The following is a 15728-nucleotide window of genomic DNA, read 5'->3' as shown; positions in this document are numbered from 1 at the left end:
TTTGAGTATCAGTTTTTTTATAAATTGTAGACAATAAAATTTAAATTGGTTAAAATAGAAGTACAAAAAATAGGTAGTAGGAAAGGCGTGGATGAGATGGAGAAGGAAACAATGGAGAGGTATCAAGCATGGTTAAATGACCCTTCAATTTCAGAGAAGGATAAAGAAGTTTTAAGGAAAATGAATGAATCTGAAATACAGGATGCTTTTTTTAAAGACCTGGAATTTGGCACAGCAGGTATGCGGGGTGTTATAGGGCTTGGAGCAAATAGGATGAATTTTTACACTGTAGGTAGAGCAACACAAGCTTTTGCTAATTACATAAATAAGACGGTACGAGGAGAAAAAAGTGTTGCTATTTCTTATGATACAAGGAATTTTTCTAAGGATTTTGCAATTGAATCGGCAGAAATTCTTGCTGCAAATGGCATAAAGGTGTATTTGTTTGACGACTTTAGACCAACTCCTCTTTTGTCATTTGCTGTTAGGTATTTAAAGACAACAGCAGGTATAATGATTACTGCAAGTCATAATCCTCTAGAGTACAATGGTTACAAGGTATATTGGTCAAATGGAGCGCAGGTGATACCGCCTCATGATGAGGGGATTATAAAAGAATATGAGGGAATAAAATCTTTTGGTGAAATAAAGAGGATACCTTTTGAAAAGGCAAAGAAAAAAGGGCTTGTTGTAATGGTGGGTCAGGAAATTGATTTGGCATATTTTGAAAGAGCACTTTCTTATTCTTTTGGAATTTCTTCAAAAGATTTAAATATTGTCTATACACCGCTTCACGGAACAGGCATAAAGATAGTGCCACCACTGCTTGAGAAAGTGGGTTTTGATATTTACATTCAAAAAGAGCAGCAAGTACCTGATGGAAATTTTCCTACAGTAAATTATCCTAATCCCGAATTTGATGACGCCTTTAAGTTAGCTTTAGATGATGCGAAAAGGCTTGATGCAGATATAGTTGTAGCTTCTGACCCTGACGCAGACAGGATGGGAGTATTAGTGAAGCATAAGGGAGATTATGTGAGAATAGATGGCAATCAAATGGGGATACTTTTTTTGAATTTCTTGTTGGAGATGTATTCAAAAAAGGGCATGCCTAAAAATCCAGCAGTTATAGAGTCCATTGTTTCTTCAAAGTTGTTTGCTAAAATTGCAAAGGCTCATGGGGTTGAGGTTTCTGAAGTGTTGACTGGATTTAAGTGGATTTGCAATGAGGCTGACAGATTGAGAGCAGAAGGCAAGACAGTGTTTTTTGCTTATGAGGAAAGCTATGGATACAATATAGGTGATTTTGTTTACGATAAAGATTCTGGGACTCCAATAATGGTGACTTGTGAAATGGCAGCTTATTACAAGCAAAAGGGCATGACTTTGGTGGACGCTTTAGAAGAGATTTATAAAAAATACGGGTATTATCTTGAAGGGCAGCTTTCTCCTGTGTATGAAGGGGGAGCAGGAGTAGAAAAGATAAAGAGAATAATGAAAAGGTTGAGGGAAAATCCTATTGAAAATCTTGCGGGACATAAACTGACAGGGATGATAGATTATTTAAAAGGATATGGACAAATTCCGCCTTCAGATGTTTTGAGAATGGAGTTTGGAGATAAGCTTTTGGTCTATGCAAGGCCTTCAGGGACAGAGCCAAAAGTGAAGTTTTACTTTATGGTTATGAATATGGAAACTTTTGAAGAAGCTAAATCTCTATTAGAAAAGGCAAAAGAAGAGTTTACAAAAGTTTTAGGTTTAGAAGATTAGTTATTTCAAAGGAGACCACAATAAGTGGTTTCCTTTTTATATTGATTTATTTTGTATGAATGTGTAAAATTGTTACAGAATGTTAAGAAGAGGGCAGTGGATATGAAAGGAAAAACGGTGACTAAAATTTTAGTTTTTGTTTTTCTCATAATGGCAATAATTGCTATTCCATTGAAGGCAGTAAATCTGGGGATTTCGGAAACTCTTTTAAAGGAATTTATTGTGGAAGAAAAGCCACAAAGCCTTCCTCAAGAAGATGATCATAAGGAAGATAATTATACAAAAATAGTCATAAGTGCAGTAGGGGATTGCGTTTTAGGTTCAGATGAGTCTTATGGGAAATATGGCACTTTTGATGAAGAATTTAAAAAACATAATTATGACTATGGATATTTTTTTGAAAATGTAAAGAGTGTATTAGAAAAGGATGATTTGACCATTGCCAATTTAGAGACAACTCTTACTAATGCAACCAAGCGGGCTGAAAAGGAGTATGCTTTTAAAGGGGACCCTTCCTATGCCAAGATTTTGAAAGAAGGAAGCATTGAAGTTGTGAATTTGGCTAATAATCACACTTTTGATTATTTGAAAGAAGGCTTTGAAGACACTGTAAAAGCCTTAAAGAAAGAAGGAATTGGGTATTTTGGATATGGGTATCAGTATATTATGACTGTAAAAGGGATAAAAATTGGAATATTAGGGTATACAGGTTTTGACAATAGCAAATGGACTAAAAATCAAATTAAAAAAGATATTGAGAAGTTGAGGCCCAGTGTAGATATTTTGATTGTCAGTTTTCACTGGGGGGAAGAAAATAGATACTATCCAAATAAGATTCAAAGGGATTTAGGGCATTTTGTAATAGATGAAGGGGCAGACTTAGTAATTGGTCATCATCCCCATGTGTTACAGGGAATAGAGAAGTATAAAGATAGGTATATTGCATATTCTCTTGGGAATTTTTCTTTCGGAGGTAATAGAAATCCAAAAGATAAAGATTCTATAATTTTACAACAAATTTTTCTTTTTAATGACAAAAGAGAAATAGCAAAAGTAGAGATGAACATAATACCTGTTTCTATTTCTTCACAAAAAGATAGGAATGACTATAAACCGGTTATTTTAGAAGGAGAAGAAAAAGAGAGGGTATTAAAAAAATTAAAATGTTATCAAAGTGGGTAAATTAAACTTCAAGAAGCTTTTGGTTTGAAAAAATAAGCAGGTAAGAGTATAATGGAAATATGGACATAAGTGCAAAAAAGGAGGAGAAAAAATGGCCAAGCGTTATGTAATTGTTGGTGGCGATGCTGCTGGAATGAGTGCAGCTTCTCAAATTAGAAGACAGGACCCTGAAGGAGAAGTTCTTGTCTTTGAAAAAGAGGGGGTCATTTCTTATGCTCAATGTGGCCTTCCCTACTGGATAGGGGGAGTAGTAGCTGAAAGGAAAAAGCTTATTGCGCGAACAGCTGAAGAGTTTTACACTCGCTATAATATCGATGTAAAGCTTTATCATGAGGTTACACAGATTATACCTCAAAAGAAGCAGATTCGCGTATATCGCCGGGAAGAAAAAGATGAAATTACAGTGCCTTATGATGTGCTTTTAATTGGGACAGGAAGTGCAGCGATTGTACCGCCATGGGAAGGTAGAAATTTGCCTGGAGTTTTTACTTTGAAGACAATGGGAGATGCAGAAAAGCTCTTGTCTTGGCTTGAAACTCATACTCCTAATAAAGCAGTGGTAATTGGTGGGGGATATATTGGTTTAGAAACAGCAGAAGCCTTACATAATAGAGGTTTCAAAGTAACTGTTTTAGATCTAGCACCCCAACTTATACCAACTTTTGATTCAGTTATTGCTGAAATTGCACAGGATGTTCTTAAAAGGCATGGGGTAGAAATTCATTTAAATGAAGAAGTTGTGGGGTTAGAAGGAGATGAAAAAGGCGTACGGGCTGTTGTGACAAAAAATGATTCTTTCCCAGCCGATTTAGTCATTATTTCTATAGGAGTTCGCCCAGTTAGTGAGCTTGCCAGAGGAGCTGGTATAGAGTTAGGCCCTCGAAATGCGATTCTTGTAAATGAACGCCTACAAACAAATATTCCAGATATTTTTGCCGCGGGGGATTGCGCTACTCATTTTCATCGCATAAAAAATGCGCCAGATTATGTGCCATTAGGGACAACGGCTAATAAACAAGGGCGAATTGCTGGAATTAACATGGCGGGCGGAGATGCAAAATTTGCAGGTATTGTCGGTACAGCGATTGTGAAGGTTTTTGATAGGACGATTGCAAGAAGCGGTTTAGGGGAAAGGGAATGCCAAGCTTTAGGTCTTCCATATCAGACTGTTTCTATTAAGGCAAGACCTATAAGTCATTATTATCCCTGGGAAGATGAAGTTTTGACTATTCGTCTCCACTTTAATAAAGACAACCGCAAGCTTTTAGGAGGACAAATTGCAGGAGGTGCTGGGGTAGACAAGCGAATTGATGTTCTTGCTACAGCGCTTTTCCATGGTATGACAATTGATGACCTTCAGGCCTTGGACCTTGCCTATGCACCTCCATATAACTCAGTGTGGGATCCTCTCCAACAAGCAGCGACAGTAGCACAAAGAGAAAAATAACGATCAAAAAGGTCTTACCTATATTCATGGTAGGACCTTTTTATATGTTTTAAAAATCTCGACTTAACCAGGCATTTGGAATTAAGCTATTTAACAAAATTGCCTCTTGGAGCTTTTATTTTTCTATTAAATATTCCCTTCTTAGTTTTTGGTTATAAACAAATAGGTAAGAGTTTTGTAATTTCTACTTTTTTTGCTGTTACGATTCTTTCTATATGGGTCACTTTTTTAGAGAAACTCCCTTCTCTTACAAGTGATACTTTGCTGGCTTCTGTTTTTGGAGGTATCATTTTGGGAATTGGAGTAGGGCTTGTAATAAGGTATGGAGGTTCAATGGATGGAACAGAAATTGTGGCAGTGGTAATTTCAGAATGGAGTGGTTTTTTTGTAGGAGAAATTGTATTATTTTTTAATATTTTTATTCTTGGAAGTGCTGGAATAGTTTTTACTTGGGATAGAGCCATGTATTCTCTCATCACTTATTTTATTGCTTTTAAGGTTATTGATTTGACTATAGAAGGTTTAGATGAAGCGAAAGCTGTTATGATAGTTACAGAGAAAGCAGATGAGATTGCAGAAACTATAATAGCCCGTTTAGGACGAAGTGTTACGCTTTGGGAAGGGAAGGGTGGTTATACTAAAGGAACAAAAGTTAGCCGTTTGGAGATTGCTAAGTTAAAAATGATTGTGAAGGAACATGACGAAAGAGCCTTTGTTACCATACATGATGTCTACGATGTTTTAGGAGGTAAATTGCAAAAGAGGTCGATTCATTAATACTGTACACATCTTATTTTTCTGAAAAGTGATTAGACGTCTGACAAATAACAAAAAATTGTGATATAATATAAAATTGGTTAAAGTAAATAATAAAAATACCGATAAAAATAAAGTGAGGTGTTAATGTGAAAGAGACATTGTTAGCATTAGTTACTGGAATGATTGTAGGATTAATTTTTTCATCTTTAAAATTGCCACTCCCTGCTCCGAATGTATTACCAGGAATAGCTGGCATTATAGGAATTTACCTTGGGGGAGTATTGTTTGAATACATCCTTAAATTGATTGGTAGGTGAAGTCTTAAAGTAGCAGGGTGGTGGAGTGAAAACATAATCTATAAAAGGGGGGAACACATATGAGAAGCATATTTTGGCGACTCATTATTTCATTTCTTATAGTAGCAGCCATACCGGTGGGGGCTATTTATTATTTTGCGGTTGACGATAAAGTAATGCATCTCTTTGTTACAGTAGCAAGTGTTAGTTTTGCTTTGTCATTAATTTTATCAGTAATTATTTCATTAAATATTACAAGACCTATTAAAAAATTAATTGAAGAACTTAAAAAAGCACAAGAAGGAGATTTTACAGCTAAGGTAGATTTAAAGAGAAAAGATGAGATTGGTACATTAATAACGACTTTTAATACGATGATGGAAAATGTTAGAGCAATTTTACAAGATGTCTCTACTTTTGCTCAAAACACTAAAGATACGGCAAATGCTCTTTTTAAATCTATTGAACAAGGGAATATGACTTTTGAACAAATTTCTAAGGCAGTGGAAGAGATTGCAAATGGAGCTTCTGAACAAGCAAAAGATACTTCTAATGCAGCCGATATGGTGCAGAATATTGGGAATAGTATTGATGATTCCGCTAAATTTTTCAAAGCCGTAGAAGAGTCTACTATAAATGCTGATAAACTTAGTCAAAATGGCATGCACACAGTAAATTCTTTAAAAGAAAAAACTGATGTTACAAAAGAGTCAATTGACGAAGTTGTTAGTGCGATAAATGAGTTGCAAGCAAATTCTCATCATATTGAAAAGATTATAGAGGTGATAACGGGAATTGCAGACCAGACCAATTTGCTTGCCTTAAATGCTGCTATTGAGGCAGCAAGAGCCGGCGAGGCTGGTCGTGGATTTGCAGTTGTTGCAGAAGAAGTTCGAAATTTAGCAGAGCAATCGAGACAAGCTGCCAGTGAAATAGCCAAGATTATAAGCGAAATAGAGCAAAAAACAGACAAGACAGTTGAAAAAGCAAATGTGGTAAAGGAAATTGCGGAAGACCAAGCGCATCAAGTGGAAACTACATATGCTGCCTTTAATGAGATCAAGAGTTCAATAGATACTATTACTGAAAATATACATATGTTGAATAATGCGATGATGGAACTTGCAAGGTATAAAGATGAAATAATAGGATCTATAGCAAATATTACAGCAGTGTCAGAAGAGACTGCTGCATCCACTGAAGAAGTTGCCGCATCTACAGAAGAGCACATGAAATTTATTGAGGAAATAAAAGAAAGTTCGGAAAATCTGCTAAAATCAGCTACACAACTAGAAAATGTATTATCGAAATTGGTTGTATCTTTATAAAAATTAATGAGTAATGAAAGACAGAGCGTAATAGCCTGTCTTTTTATTTTTATAGGAATTGTTTTGAAAAGATTTTAATAAATATAGTTGGGCGATAGCCATTATAAAATACGAACATTTAATAGAATTATTCAAATAAAATTCGCATTTTTATTGATTTGTAATTCTTTTTTTGGTAATATATATTACGGGTTTTGTAGTTTACTACATCAAAGAGAAGGGGTCATATTTTTATGAAAATATACGATGTTATTATTGTAGGAGGCGGACCTGCAGGCCTTTTTACGGCTTTAGAGCTTGTAGACAAAAATGAAAGTTTAGACATACTTTTGTTTGAAAAAGGAAAAGATATACAAAAGAGAATTTGCCCTCTTAATGCTTATGGTTCAAAGTGCCTTAATTGCAAACCTTGTTCTATTACTTCAGGCATAGGTGGTGCAGGGGCATTTAGTGATGGAAAGTTAACATTAACCTCAGAGTTTGGTGGTGTTTTAGACGAGTACATGCCGAAGTCTCAGCTTAATCATCTCATAAGTTATGTAGACAGCATATATGTAAAGTTTGGTGGGACGACAGAAGTTCATGGAACGGATAGAGCAAAGATTAGAGAAATTGAAAAGAGAGCTCAAGCAGCAGATTTAAAATTGATTCCTGCTGTTATTAAACACTTGGGGACAGATAAAAGTTTCGATATCATAAAAAATATGAGAGAATACCTTGGCGAAAAAGTGGAGATTAAAACAGAGACAATGGTAACTGAGATAATTGTAGAAAATGGGAAGGCGAAAGGTGTAGTTACAGAAAAAGGAGAAGAATATTACGGCAAATATATAGTGGTTGTGCCTGGAAGAGAAGGGGCAGAGTGGTTTAAGAAAGAAGCTGATAGACTTGGGCTAGAGACAAAGAATAATGCGGTAGATATAGGTGTGAGAGTAGAAATCCCTGCTGTTGTTATGGAGGATATTACAAAGGAGGTTTATGAATCTAAATTTATATATTATTCTAAGTCTTTTGATGACAGAGTAAGGACCTTTTGCATGAACCCTTATGGCAAGGTGGTTGTTGAAAACAATAATGGCATAAAAACTGTAAATGGGCATAGTTACAAAGATATAAAAACGGAGAATACAAATTTTGCAATACTGGTAAGTAAAGAGTTTACTCATCCTTTCAATAGGCCAATAGAATATGGTCGTTATATTGCAGAGCTTGCTAATATGTTAGGAGATGGAGTGATTGTCCAAAGGTTAGGAGATTTGTTGGCAGGAAGGCGCTCTACTCCGGAAAGGATTAAAAGAGGACTTGTAGAGCCCACTTTAAAAGATGCAACACCAGGGGATTTAAGCTTGGTGTTACCTTATAGATTTTTGCAGTCAATAATTGAGATGTTGCAAGCTTTGGACAAAGTATCTCCAGGGGTATATTCTAAACATACACTTTTATACGGTGTTGAGGTAAAGTTTTATTCCTCACGAGTAAAGCTTACTGACAAATTTGAAACGCAAATTCAAAATCTATTTGCGGCGGGAGATGGAGCAGGCATTACACGGGGACTGGCACAAGCCTCTGTATCTGGCGTTGTAGTTGCAAGAGAAATTCTAACGAGAGTTAAATAGGGAAGGAGAACAATTATGTCAACATTAGTTATAGTTGGTACCCAATGGGGAGATGAAGGGAAAGGGAAAATTACTGATTATCTTGCGGAAAAGGCAGATGTAGTCGTAAGATACCAAGGAGGAAATAATGCTGGTCATACAGTTGAAAAAGGAGGAGTGCAGTATAAACTTCATTTAATTCCCTCTGGGATATTATATCCTGATAAAATTTGTATAATAGGAAATGGAGTGGTAATTGACCCAGCTTCTTTGATTGAGGAAATAGAAAATTTAGAAAAACAAGGGGTTAGTATAGAGAATTTAAAAATAAGCGATAGAGCCCATATTGTATTTCCTTATCATATAAGACAAGACGAACTTGAAGAACTAGCAAAAGGAAAAAATGACTTGGGTACTACGAGAAAAGGCATAGGTCCTTGCTATATGGATAAGTCAGAAAGGATAGGAATAAGAGTATGCGACCTTATAAAGCCAAAGGTTTTAGAGGAAAAGCTTAAAAGAAATATAGAAAAGAAAAATAAACTTTTTAGAGATTTGTATGGTGTAGAAGGCTTTGATTTTGATGAAATGTATAAAAAATATTTAGAGTATGCTGAAAAAATAAAACCCTTTGTTACTGATACAACAGTGCTTTTATACGATTTAATTAAAAGTGGCAAAAAAGTTTTATTTGAAGGAGCACAGGGGACACTTCTTGATTTAGATTTGGGTACCTATCCTTATGTTACTGCGTCTCATCCCATAGCAGGAGGAGTGACAGTAGGAGCAGGAATAGGACCTACAATGATTGATGAAGTAATAGGTGTAGTAAAAGCATATACTACAAGGGTTGGTAAAGGGCCTTTTCCCACAGAGCTTTTTGATGAAAATGGAGATTTCTTAAGAGAAAAAGGTCATGAATATGGGACTACTACAGGAAGACCGAGACGATGTGGTTGGCTGGATGCTGTTATTCTTAAATACTCTGTAAGAGTGTCTGGTATAACTCATTTTGCTCTTACCAAATTAGATACTTTGACAGGGCTTAAAAAAATAAAAATATGCACAGGTTATAGATTTAAGGGAGAAATAATAACAGATTTTCCTGCAAGCCTTGAGGATTTGGCTCAATGTGAACCTGTATATGAAGAATTTGACGGGTGGGAAGAAGATATACAAGGAGCAAAAACTTTTGACGACTTACCTTATAATGCTCAAAAATATATAAAAAGAATTGAAGAATTGATAGGTATTAAAGCAGCAATAATCTCTGTAGGACCTGAAAGAAATCAGACTATTGTTTTAAGGGATTTTTGATAAAGTGATTAAGGCTCTTTTACAAAAAATTTTATAAAAAAGCTTGACATATACTGTTGCTCTAAGTATAATATATAAATGTCAGGACAATTGGATAGCTAATAAAGGTGCTGGCGTAGCTCAATAGGCAGAGCAGCTGACTTGTAATCAGCAGGTTGAAGGTTCAAGTCCTTTCGCCAGCTCCATTTTTTTTGTCAAAAAGTCAAGGTTTTTAAGTACCTTGCTTTTTTATTTTAGTGTTGGTGACAACAAAATGACAACATCTTATCTTTACCGTTTATAAATAACTTACTTAGTTTTTCAGCTGCTTCTTTCTGCATTTCGGGAAGTACATGCGAATAATGTATTAAGAGTCATTTTTACGTCTGAATGCCCAAGACCTTTGCCAGTTCATGAAGAAAAACGTACTTTTATATTTATTTTCTCTTCATATTTTCTTCAAAAGTAAGTTTTAAAATAAAGGTAAAGCAAGTTAACAATTTTTCGATAAATAGAAAGGAGTTGAAAAGTATGTGTCTTATATTAATCTTGGCAATTGGCTTTTATTTGTACAAAACAGGTGACCTGCAAAGAATGATTAATAATTTACATGAAAACAAAAATTACCAAACAAACGAAGCAAAAAGAATACTCGATATACGCTTGGCTAAAGGCGAAATTACAGAAGAAGAATATAATAAATTAAAAAGTATTTTGTAAAATTTAAATATTTAGAGAGGAGGAGAAAACAATGTTTGGAGGATATATACCGGGTGGTTTAGGTCATTGTTTTGGAGGATATTATCCGTACGGTTATGGAACTTGGTTCGGTGGTGGACTTACCAATATATTGTTCTTAATTTTAATAGGTGTAGTAATTTACTTGCTAGTAAAACAGATTAGAAATGTTAACTTTTTTAAAAAACACGATACAGATCCTAATAATGAAGCATTAGAAATTGCCAAGTTAAGATACGTTCGAGGTGAAATTACTTCAGACGAATATACAGAAATAGTAAAAATGTTAAAAAAATAAGCTAAATAATTTGACATTATTTTTGCTTACATTGCTCCTATTGACATTTTATGACCTTAAAAGACGAGACCTTTACATAATATGTTTTATATATTATGTAAAGGTCCTAATTTATTTAGGTTGTTTGTCAAAAGTTAGGGTAAAGTATGTCCGTGTTAAGATTTTGTATGTAAGTTTTTAAAATATTTTAATTTGAATTGGCTTACCATCGGTTACATACTTTGCTTGTTCAGTTGTGGAATACATTTTATTTATATAAAATCATTACTTATATGAGAAAACGGTAGAGTTTTAGACTCTTTACCAGCTTAATAAATGAAAATTAATGGTATTATATTTCCTTTAAGTTAGATTGCTTCGAGTAACTTTCGCTTTCCCCCTTTCTTTGTATTTCTTTCGGAAATGCTACAAGAGGCCGTTTTAGACCTTAGCGTCGCAGAAAACGGCGTCTTTGAGATGGTACAGTTTCTATCTTCTACGCATACTCTAAAAGGCTAAGAGAAATAAACGAAGAAGAAGTTTACCAGGTAGAAAATGAAATCAGTTTATGAGAGCAGTAGCTTTCGCTTATACATTAATTAATTCAAATTGCCAGTAACAAATATTAACATATTTTGGCGGTAATGCTCTTAAAAAGCGAAAAAAATTTTTAATCAGGCTGTAATAATTTGAGAAAAAATATTTTTATGCCCTTAAAAAATACCATCATAATTGAAAATCTTTGGAGATCTAATTTGAGAATTAACAATGCATTATATCCCTTCTTTCTCTAGACAAGGTTTCAGTACATTGATGATCTGTTTCACATCATCAACTACCCGGATGTTTCTTTTATTTTCCATCTTACTATCGCCACAATTTAATGCTATTATAGATATTACCTTGCTTATTCTATTTTTTTAATATCTCCTACTGTTTATTACAAGAGATTGTGATGGTTGAGATTAAATTGTGCTTGACTACAGCTTTTGTATCGCAAATAGGTATATATTCACATAAAATTACGTATTAGGTGGTTTCTTTCGAATTATTCATAAACATTTTACCTACAATCAATATATAAGCACTATACGCAATGACCTGCATTAAAGACGGAGTGCTTTCGTATCCAATAAACGCGTGCAGTAACTTACCTAACAAACTTTCATCTGGAATTAACCATTCTAGGCTCCATACTTTTTCAATTATTGGAGGTATTATTCCTAATTCTCCTAATGCATGAATTGCATGAGATGTCAAACCTGCTGCAATGAATATCAAAAGCCAGCCAGTTATCATAAAGAATTTCCTTAAATTCAATTTTATTGTTGTTTTGTATAATAATACAGATATTATTGCAGCTATAAATAACCCCGTAAATGATCCTAATAATAAACCTTCACCTTTTAAGGCGGTTAAGAATAGTGCCGTTTCTATCCCTTCTCTTATCACTGTTACAAATGCTAATATCGTTATGCCCCATACCTGATTATTTGACAAAGCTTCATCAACCTTTGCTTGAAGCTCACCTTTGATGTTCTTGCTCTGCTTTTGCATCCAGACAACCATATATGAAAGGATAATAATGGCTATCGCTGCAACAACTATTTCAAATAATTCAGCACTTTCGCCTTCAAAACTAATTTTTAAAGCCTGGAATATAAACGAAATAACAACACTCAAAACTATAGCACCAATAGCACCTAGCCATACGTGTTTAAAGTACTTTTTTTGGTTGATTTTTGTAAGGTATCCTAATAGTATACCTATGACTAAAAAAGCCTCGAGTCCTTCGCGGATTGTAATTAATATACCTGCTAACATAAAAACCCTCCTTATATGATTATGATAATCATTATCAATTTTATTTTAGACTATGCATATTCATTTTGTCAACTTTTTTATATTATATTTGTTGTGGTGTTAGTATATTATTGTAGACACTTTAACTCGAACAGGATAAAATAAAAATATAAAGAGAGGAAGTGTCTACAAAATGCCAAGAGGACAAAGAAAATATAATGATGAAGTATAATCTTTACGGCTGGGGGTGGAAGAAGGAAATTCAGCATTGGAGATAGATCAAGATTTTCAAACATAGAAGAATAGAAATAATTCGATAAATAAGGGAGGAAATCCTACATAAAAGATAAGAAATTTAGGAATGATAATAAAAAGTACATCCTAGGAATGGCTTAAATGAAGGCTTTTAAATTATGCACAAGCCAACGTATAATTAACTAAGGAGTGGATAAATAATGATTAAGAAAATTGTGCCATATTTAGTGTTTGAAGGAAATGCAGAAGAAGCATTAAACTTCTACAGCGATGTATTTGGCGGAGAAAAATCTAATGTTATAAGATATGGAGATTCACAGATGCCAGCTAAGGAAGAATATAAGGATAAAATATTGCATGCAAGACTTGAACATAAATCATTTATTTTATATTTATCTGACACATTCCAGGGACAGAAGGTTGAAAAAGGAACTAATGTATCTTTAACACTTGAGTTTGATACAGAAGATGCTATTGATAAGGCTTATACTGCCTTATCAGAGGGTGGTAAGATACATATGGAGCTTCAAAAAACTTTTTGGAATGCTAAATATGCGAAAGTTACTGATAAGTTTGGAATAACTTGGGATTTAAATTACCAATATTGATTGTGGGCTCTTTGTCAAGAGTTGGGGTGGGTATTTTTCTGAATGCCTACCCTTTAGTTTTAAACTGAAGCATATAATCGTCGTGACATCTTGCAGAAATTTTGTGATATAATTTATATGCTTTTATTCTTATGCTCCTTTTATAGCAGGCATTTAGAATAAGTTCACTATTTTTTATGAATGATTTTTTATCCACCTCACCACTTTGTAATTTTTCATTTTCGCTTTGCTCAAAACAAAAATTAGCCTTATGAAATCAGGGTCTTTTGGCTTCGTTCATTCGAAAAAAGAATTAATTATTTTTTAAAGAGGCGATAATAATGCCTAAAGAAAATGAAATTTGTGTTGTAGATAGTAGTCTATTGAAGATTTGGCAAAGGACTTATTTAAAGATGAATAAAGATGGATAAATGTTAAAAAAGTGAATAATTTGAAGGAGAGATTTTAGGCATGTACAAGAAGAGATTACTGTTGCCCTTTATATTAATACTATTTGCATTTATATTGACAGGCTGTACAATATTTGACAATACATCTACTCATGAAGTTCAACAACTTTTACAGGATGAGGGGACAAAAAGCCAGCAAGAAACTGTTAAAAAATCCGAAACAGATAGTTTAACAATAAATTATATAGACGTAGGACAAGGAGACAGTATATTTGTACAAACTCCATCAGGCAAAACGATATTAATAGATGCAGGAACGCCTGAAATGGGCAGTAAAGTTGTAAATTACATAAAAAGCCGCGGAATCAATAAAATTGATATACTTATCGGAACTCACCCTCATAATGACCACATAGGTGGTATAGTAGAAGTTATAAAAACCTTCAAAATAGTAAAGTTTTATATGCCTAAAGTAACGACGACAACAAGGACATTTGAAGAAGTTCTAAAGGCAGCAAAATCAAAAGGACTTTCGATAAATGTTGCAAAAGCAGGAGTAGTAATTGACCTTGGAGATGGCATAATTGCAAAAATGCTTGCGCCAAATAGTTCCCATTACGAGGACTTAAATAATTATAGTGCAGTAGTAAAAATTACGTATGGTAATACCTCTTTTTTGTTTACAGGAGATGCTGGTGAACAATCTGAAAAGGAAATGCTAAGTGAAGGATATAATTTAAAAGCTGACGTATTAAAAATTGGACATCATGGCAGTTCTTCAGCTTCTACGTGGGCATTTTTAAAGGCAGTACATCCTAAATATGCTGTTATATCTTGCGGTAAATACAATGACTATGGTCATCCCCACAAAGAAACAATGAAAAAGCTTAGGTCATTAGGAATAATAGTATATAGAACAGATGAATGTGGGACTGTAATTGCAGTAAGTGATGGCAAAACTATAAATTTTAATGTAGAGCCGGGTGATTATTTGTCGGGAAGTGAGATTAAAAGATAAATTTAGGACGGGCATATCCCTGTAAGATGGAAGAAAAATGGCATAAAAATAATTAATAGCAAAATCAGACTATCATTGTCCACACAAACAAAGCAATATTTAAAAGAAAAGTACGGTATTGAGTCCAAATATCTATGGATAGATTTACCGAAAAATCTATCGCTCAATACTGTACAGGAAATTGAAATTGTTCCAAAAACTTTGTATGGACATACTACATATTTTGTTCATATCGTTTATAAAAAAGATATACCAGAAGTCGAACCTGCAGATAAAAAAATGATGGGAATAGATTTTGGAATAAAGAATTTTGCAGCAATAGTTATAGAAGAAAATCCAGAAACATTTATTATTGATGGCGGTTATCTTATCTCAAGATTAAGATTATTAGCCAAGGAAAAAGCGAGAATCCAATCTGTAATTTCAAAACAAGGATACAAAACATCGTATAAGCTTCACAATTTAATAATCAAAGAGAAGAACTTTGTAAAAGACTACATACATAAAGTTTCAAGGTATATAATAGAACTGGCGAGGCAGAACGGAGTAAGCAAAATAATAATAGGTGGAATGAGTGACGGAATAAGAGATATGGATATAGGACATAAGAATAACGAGAAACTGCACAAAATACCATTTGGTAGATTGTTTGATATGATAAAATACAAAGCTAGAGAATATGGGATAGAGGCAAAAAAAGTAGAAGAAGCATATACTTCTCAAACATGTTCTGTATGCGGTATAGTGGAGAAGAATAATCGCATATACAGAGGATTATATGTTTGCAGTAGGTGTAGGACAGTAATGAATGCAGATATAAACGGTGCAGTGAACATATTAAAGAGAGTAACCCTGAATCCGAGATTGGATAGGGGTAGAGGGTTTGGCAACCCCAAGCGAATAAGGGTAGCATAGACTATCAATCTTCGCTTAAAGAACCTCTCCACTTTAGTGGAGAGAGTGTGTC

At 34.1% G+C, this 15728-nt stretch carries 14 protein-coding genes and 1 tRNA gene; 14 read left to right on the top strand and 1 reads right to left on the bottom strand.

Annotation, left to right across the window (positions count from 1 at the left end; translation table 11 throughout):
- Nucleotides 1-87: 87 nt before the first annotated feature.
- From THESIDRAFT1_RS05805 to THESIDRAFT1_RS05755, 11 genes are all read left to right on the top strand, one after another.
- Entirely contained in the window at nt 88-1770 is a 1683-nt protein-coding gene (locus THESIDRAFT1_RS05805; RefSeq protein ID WP_006569823.1) for a phospho-sugar mutase, read from the top strand.
- Between the two features lie 102 nt (nt 1771-1872).
- Nucleotides 1873-2952, top strand: coding sequence for a CapA family protein (locus tag THESIDRAFT1_RS05800; protein ID WP_006569822.1), 1080 nt, complete (start codon nt 1873-1875; stop codon nt 2950-2952).
- 91 nt (nt 2953-3043) lie between these two features.
- On the top strand, nt 3044-4399 hold the full coding sequence (locus THESIDRAFT1_RS05795) for an FAD-dependent oxidoreductase (protein WP_006569821.1): 1356 nt from the start codon (nt 3044-3046) through the stop codon (nt 4397-4399).
- Between the two features lie 75 nt (nt 4400-4474).
- The gene (locus THESIDRAFT1_RS05790; RefSeq protein ID WP_006569820.1) at nt 4475-5176 is read left to right on the top strand and encodes a YitT family protein; all 702 of its coding nucleotides are present in this window, start codon (nt 4475-4477) and stop codon (nt 5174-5176) included.
- Nucleotides 5177-5304: 128 nt separating this feature from the next.
- A complete protein-coding gene (locus THESIDRAFT1_RS05785) occupies nt 5305-5475 on the top strand; it encodes a XapX domain-containing protein (RefSeq protein ID WP_003871185.1) in 171 nt (56 codons plus the stop codon).
- A gap of 59 nt (nt 5476-5534) precedes the next feature.
- Nucleotides 5535-6782: a methyl-accepting chemotaxis protein gene (locus THESIDRAFT1_RS05780; protein ID WP_003871184.1), complete on the top strand. Its 1248-nt coding sequence runs from the start codon at nt 5535-5537 to the stop codon at nt 6780-6782.
- A gap of 233 nt (nt 6783-7015) precedes the next feature.
- Nucleotides 7016-8398 carry an NAD(P)/FAD-dependent oxidoreductase gene (locus tag THESIDRAFT1_RS05775; protein WP_003871183.1) on the top strand — a complete coding sequence of 461 codons (1383 nt, stop codon included), beginning with the start codon at nt 7016-7018 and terminating at the stop codon, nt 8396-8398.
- A gap of 15 nt (nt 8399-8413) precedes the next feature.
- Nucleotides 8414-9694: an adenylosuccinate synthase gene (locus THESIDRAFT1_RS05770; RefSeq protein WP_003871182.1), complete on the top strand. Its 1281-nt coding sequence runs from the start codon at nt 8414-8416 to the stop codon at nt 9692-9694.
- Between the two features lie 109 nt (nt 9695-9803).
- Nucleotides 9804-9879: transfer RNA gene (locus THESIDRAFT1_RS05765), tRNA-Thr, on the top strand.
- A gap of 325 nt (nt 9880-10204) precedes the next feature.
- Nucleotides 10205-10393: an SHOCT domain-containing protein gene (locus tag THESIDRAFT1_RS05760; RefSeq protein WP_003870735.1), complete on the top strand. Its 189-nt coding sequence runs from the start codon at nt 10205-10207 to the stop codon at nt 10391-10393.
- Nucleotides 10394-10424: 31 nt separating this feature from the next.
- The gene (locus tag THESIDRAFT1_RS05755; RefSeq protein WP_003870736.1) at nt 10425-10709 is read left to right on the top strand and encodes an SHOCT domain-containing protein; all 285 of its coding nucleotides are present in this window, start codon (nt 10425-10427) and stop codon (nt 10707-10709) included.
- 1008 nt (nt 10710-11717) lie between these two features.
- Here THESIDRAFT1_RS05755 and THESIDRAFT1_RS05750 read toward each other — a convergent pair.
- Nucleotides 11718-12512 carry an FTR1 family iron permease gene (locus THESIDRAFT1_RS05750; RefSeq protein WP_006569819.1) on the bottom strand — a complete coding sequence of 265 codons (795 nt, stop codon included), beginning with the start codon at nt 12510-12512 and terminating at the stop codon, nt 11718-11720.
- 434 nt (nt 12513-12946) lie between these two features.
- On the opposite strand from THESIDRAFT1_RS05750, the gene THESIDRAFT1_RS05745 reads away from it, so the two are divergent.
- From THESIDRAFT1_RS05745 to THESIDRAFT1_RS05735, 3 genes are all read left to right on the top strand, one after another.
- Nucleotides 12947-13354 (top strand): VOC family protein, encoded by a 408-nt coding sequence (locus tag THESIDRAFT1_RS05745; protein ID WP_006569818.1) that lies wholly within the window; start codon nt 12947-12949, stop codon nt 13352-13354.
- Between the two features lie 450 nt (nt 13355-13804).
- Entirely contained in the window at nt 13805-14761 is a 957-nt protein-coding gene (locus THESIDRAFT1_RS05740; protein ID WP_006569816.1) for a ComEC/Rec2 family competence protein, read from the top strand.
- A gap of 75 nt (nt 14762-14836) precedes the next feature.
- Nucleotides 14837-15676, top strand: a complete 840-nt coding sequence (locus THESIDRAFT1_RS05735) for an RNA-guided endonuclease InsQ/TnpB family protein (protein WP_244262775.1) — start codon at nt 14837-14839, stop codon at nt 15674-15676.
- Nucleotides 15677-15728: the final 52 nt, after the last annotated feature.

This window comes from Thermoanaerobacter siderophilus SR4, assembly GCF_000262445.1.
Classification (GTDB): Bacteria; Bacillota; Thermoanaerobacteria; order Thermoanaerobacterales; family Thermoanaerobacteraceae; genus Thermoanaerobacter; species Thermoanaerobacter ethanolicus.
Note: the sequence above shows the minus strand (reverse complement) of the source record. Positions and strands in the feature narration are given on the sequence as shown.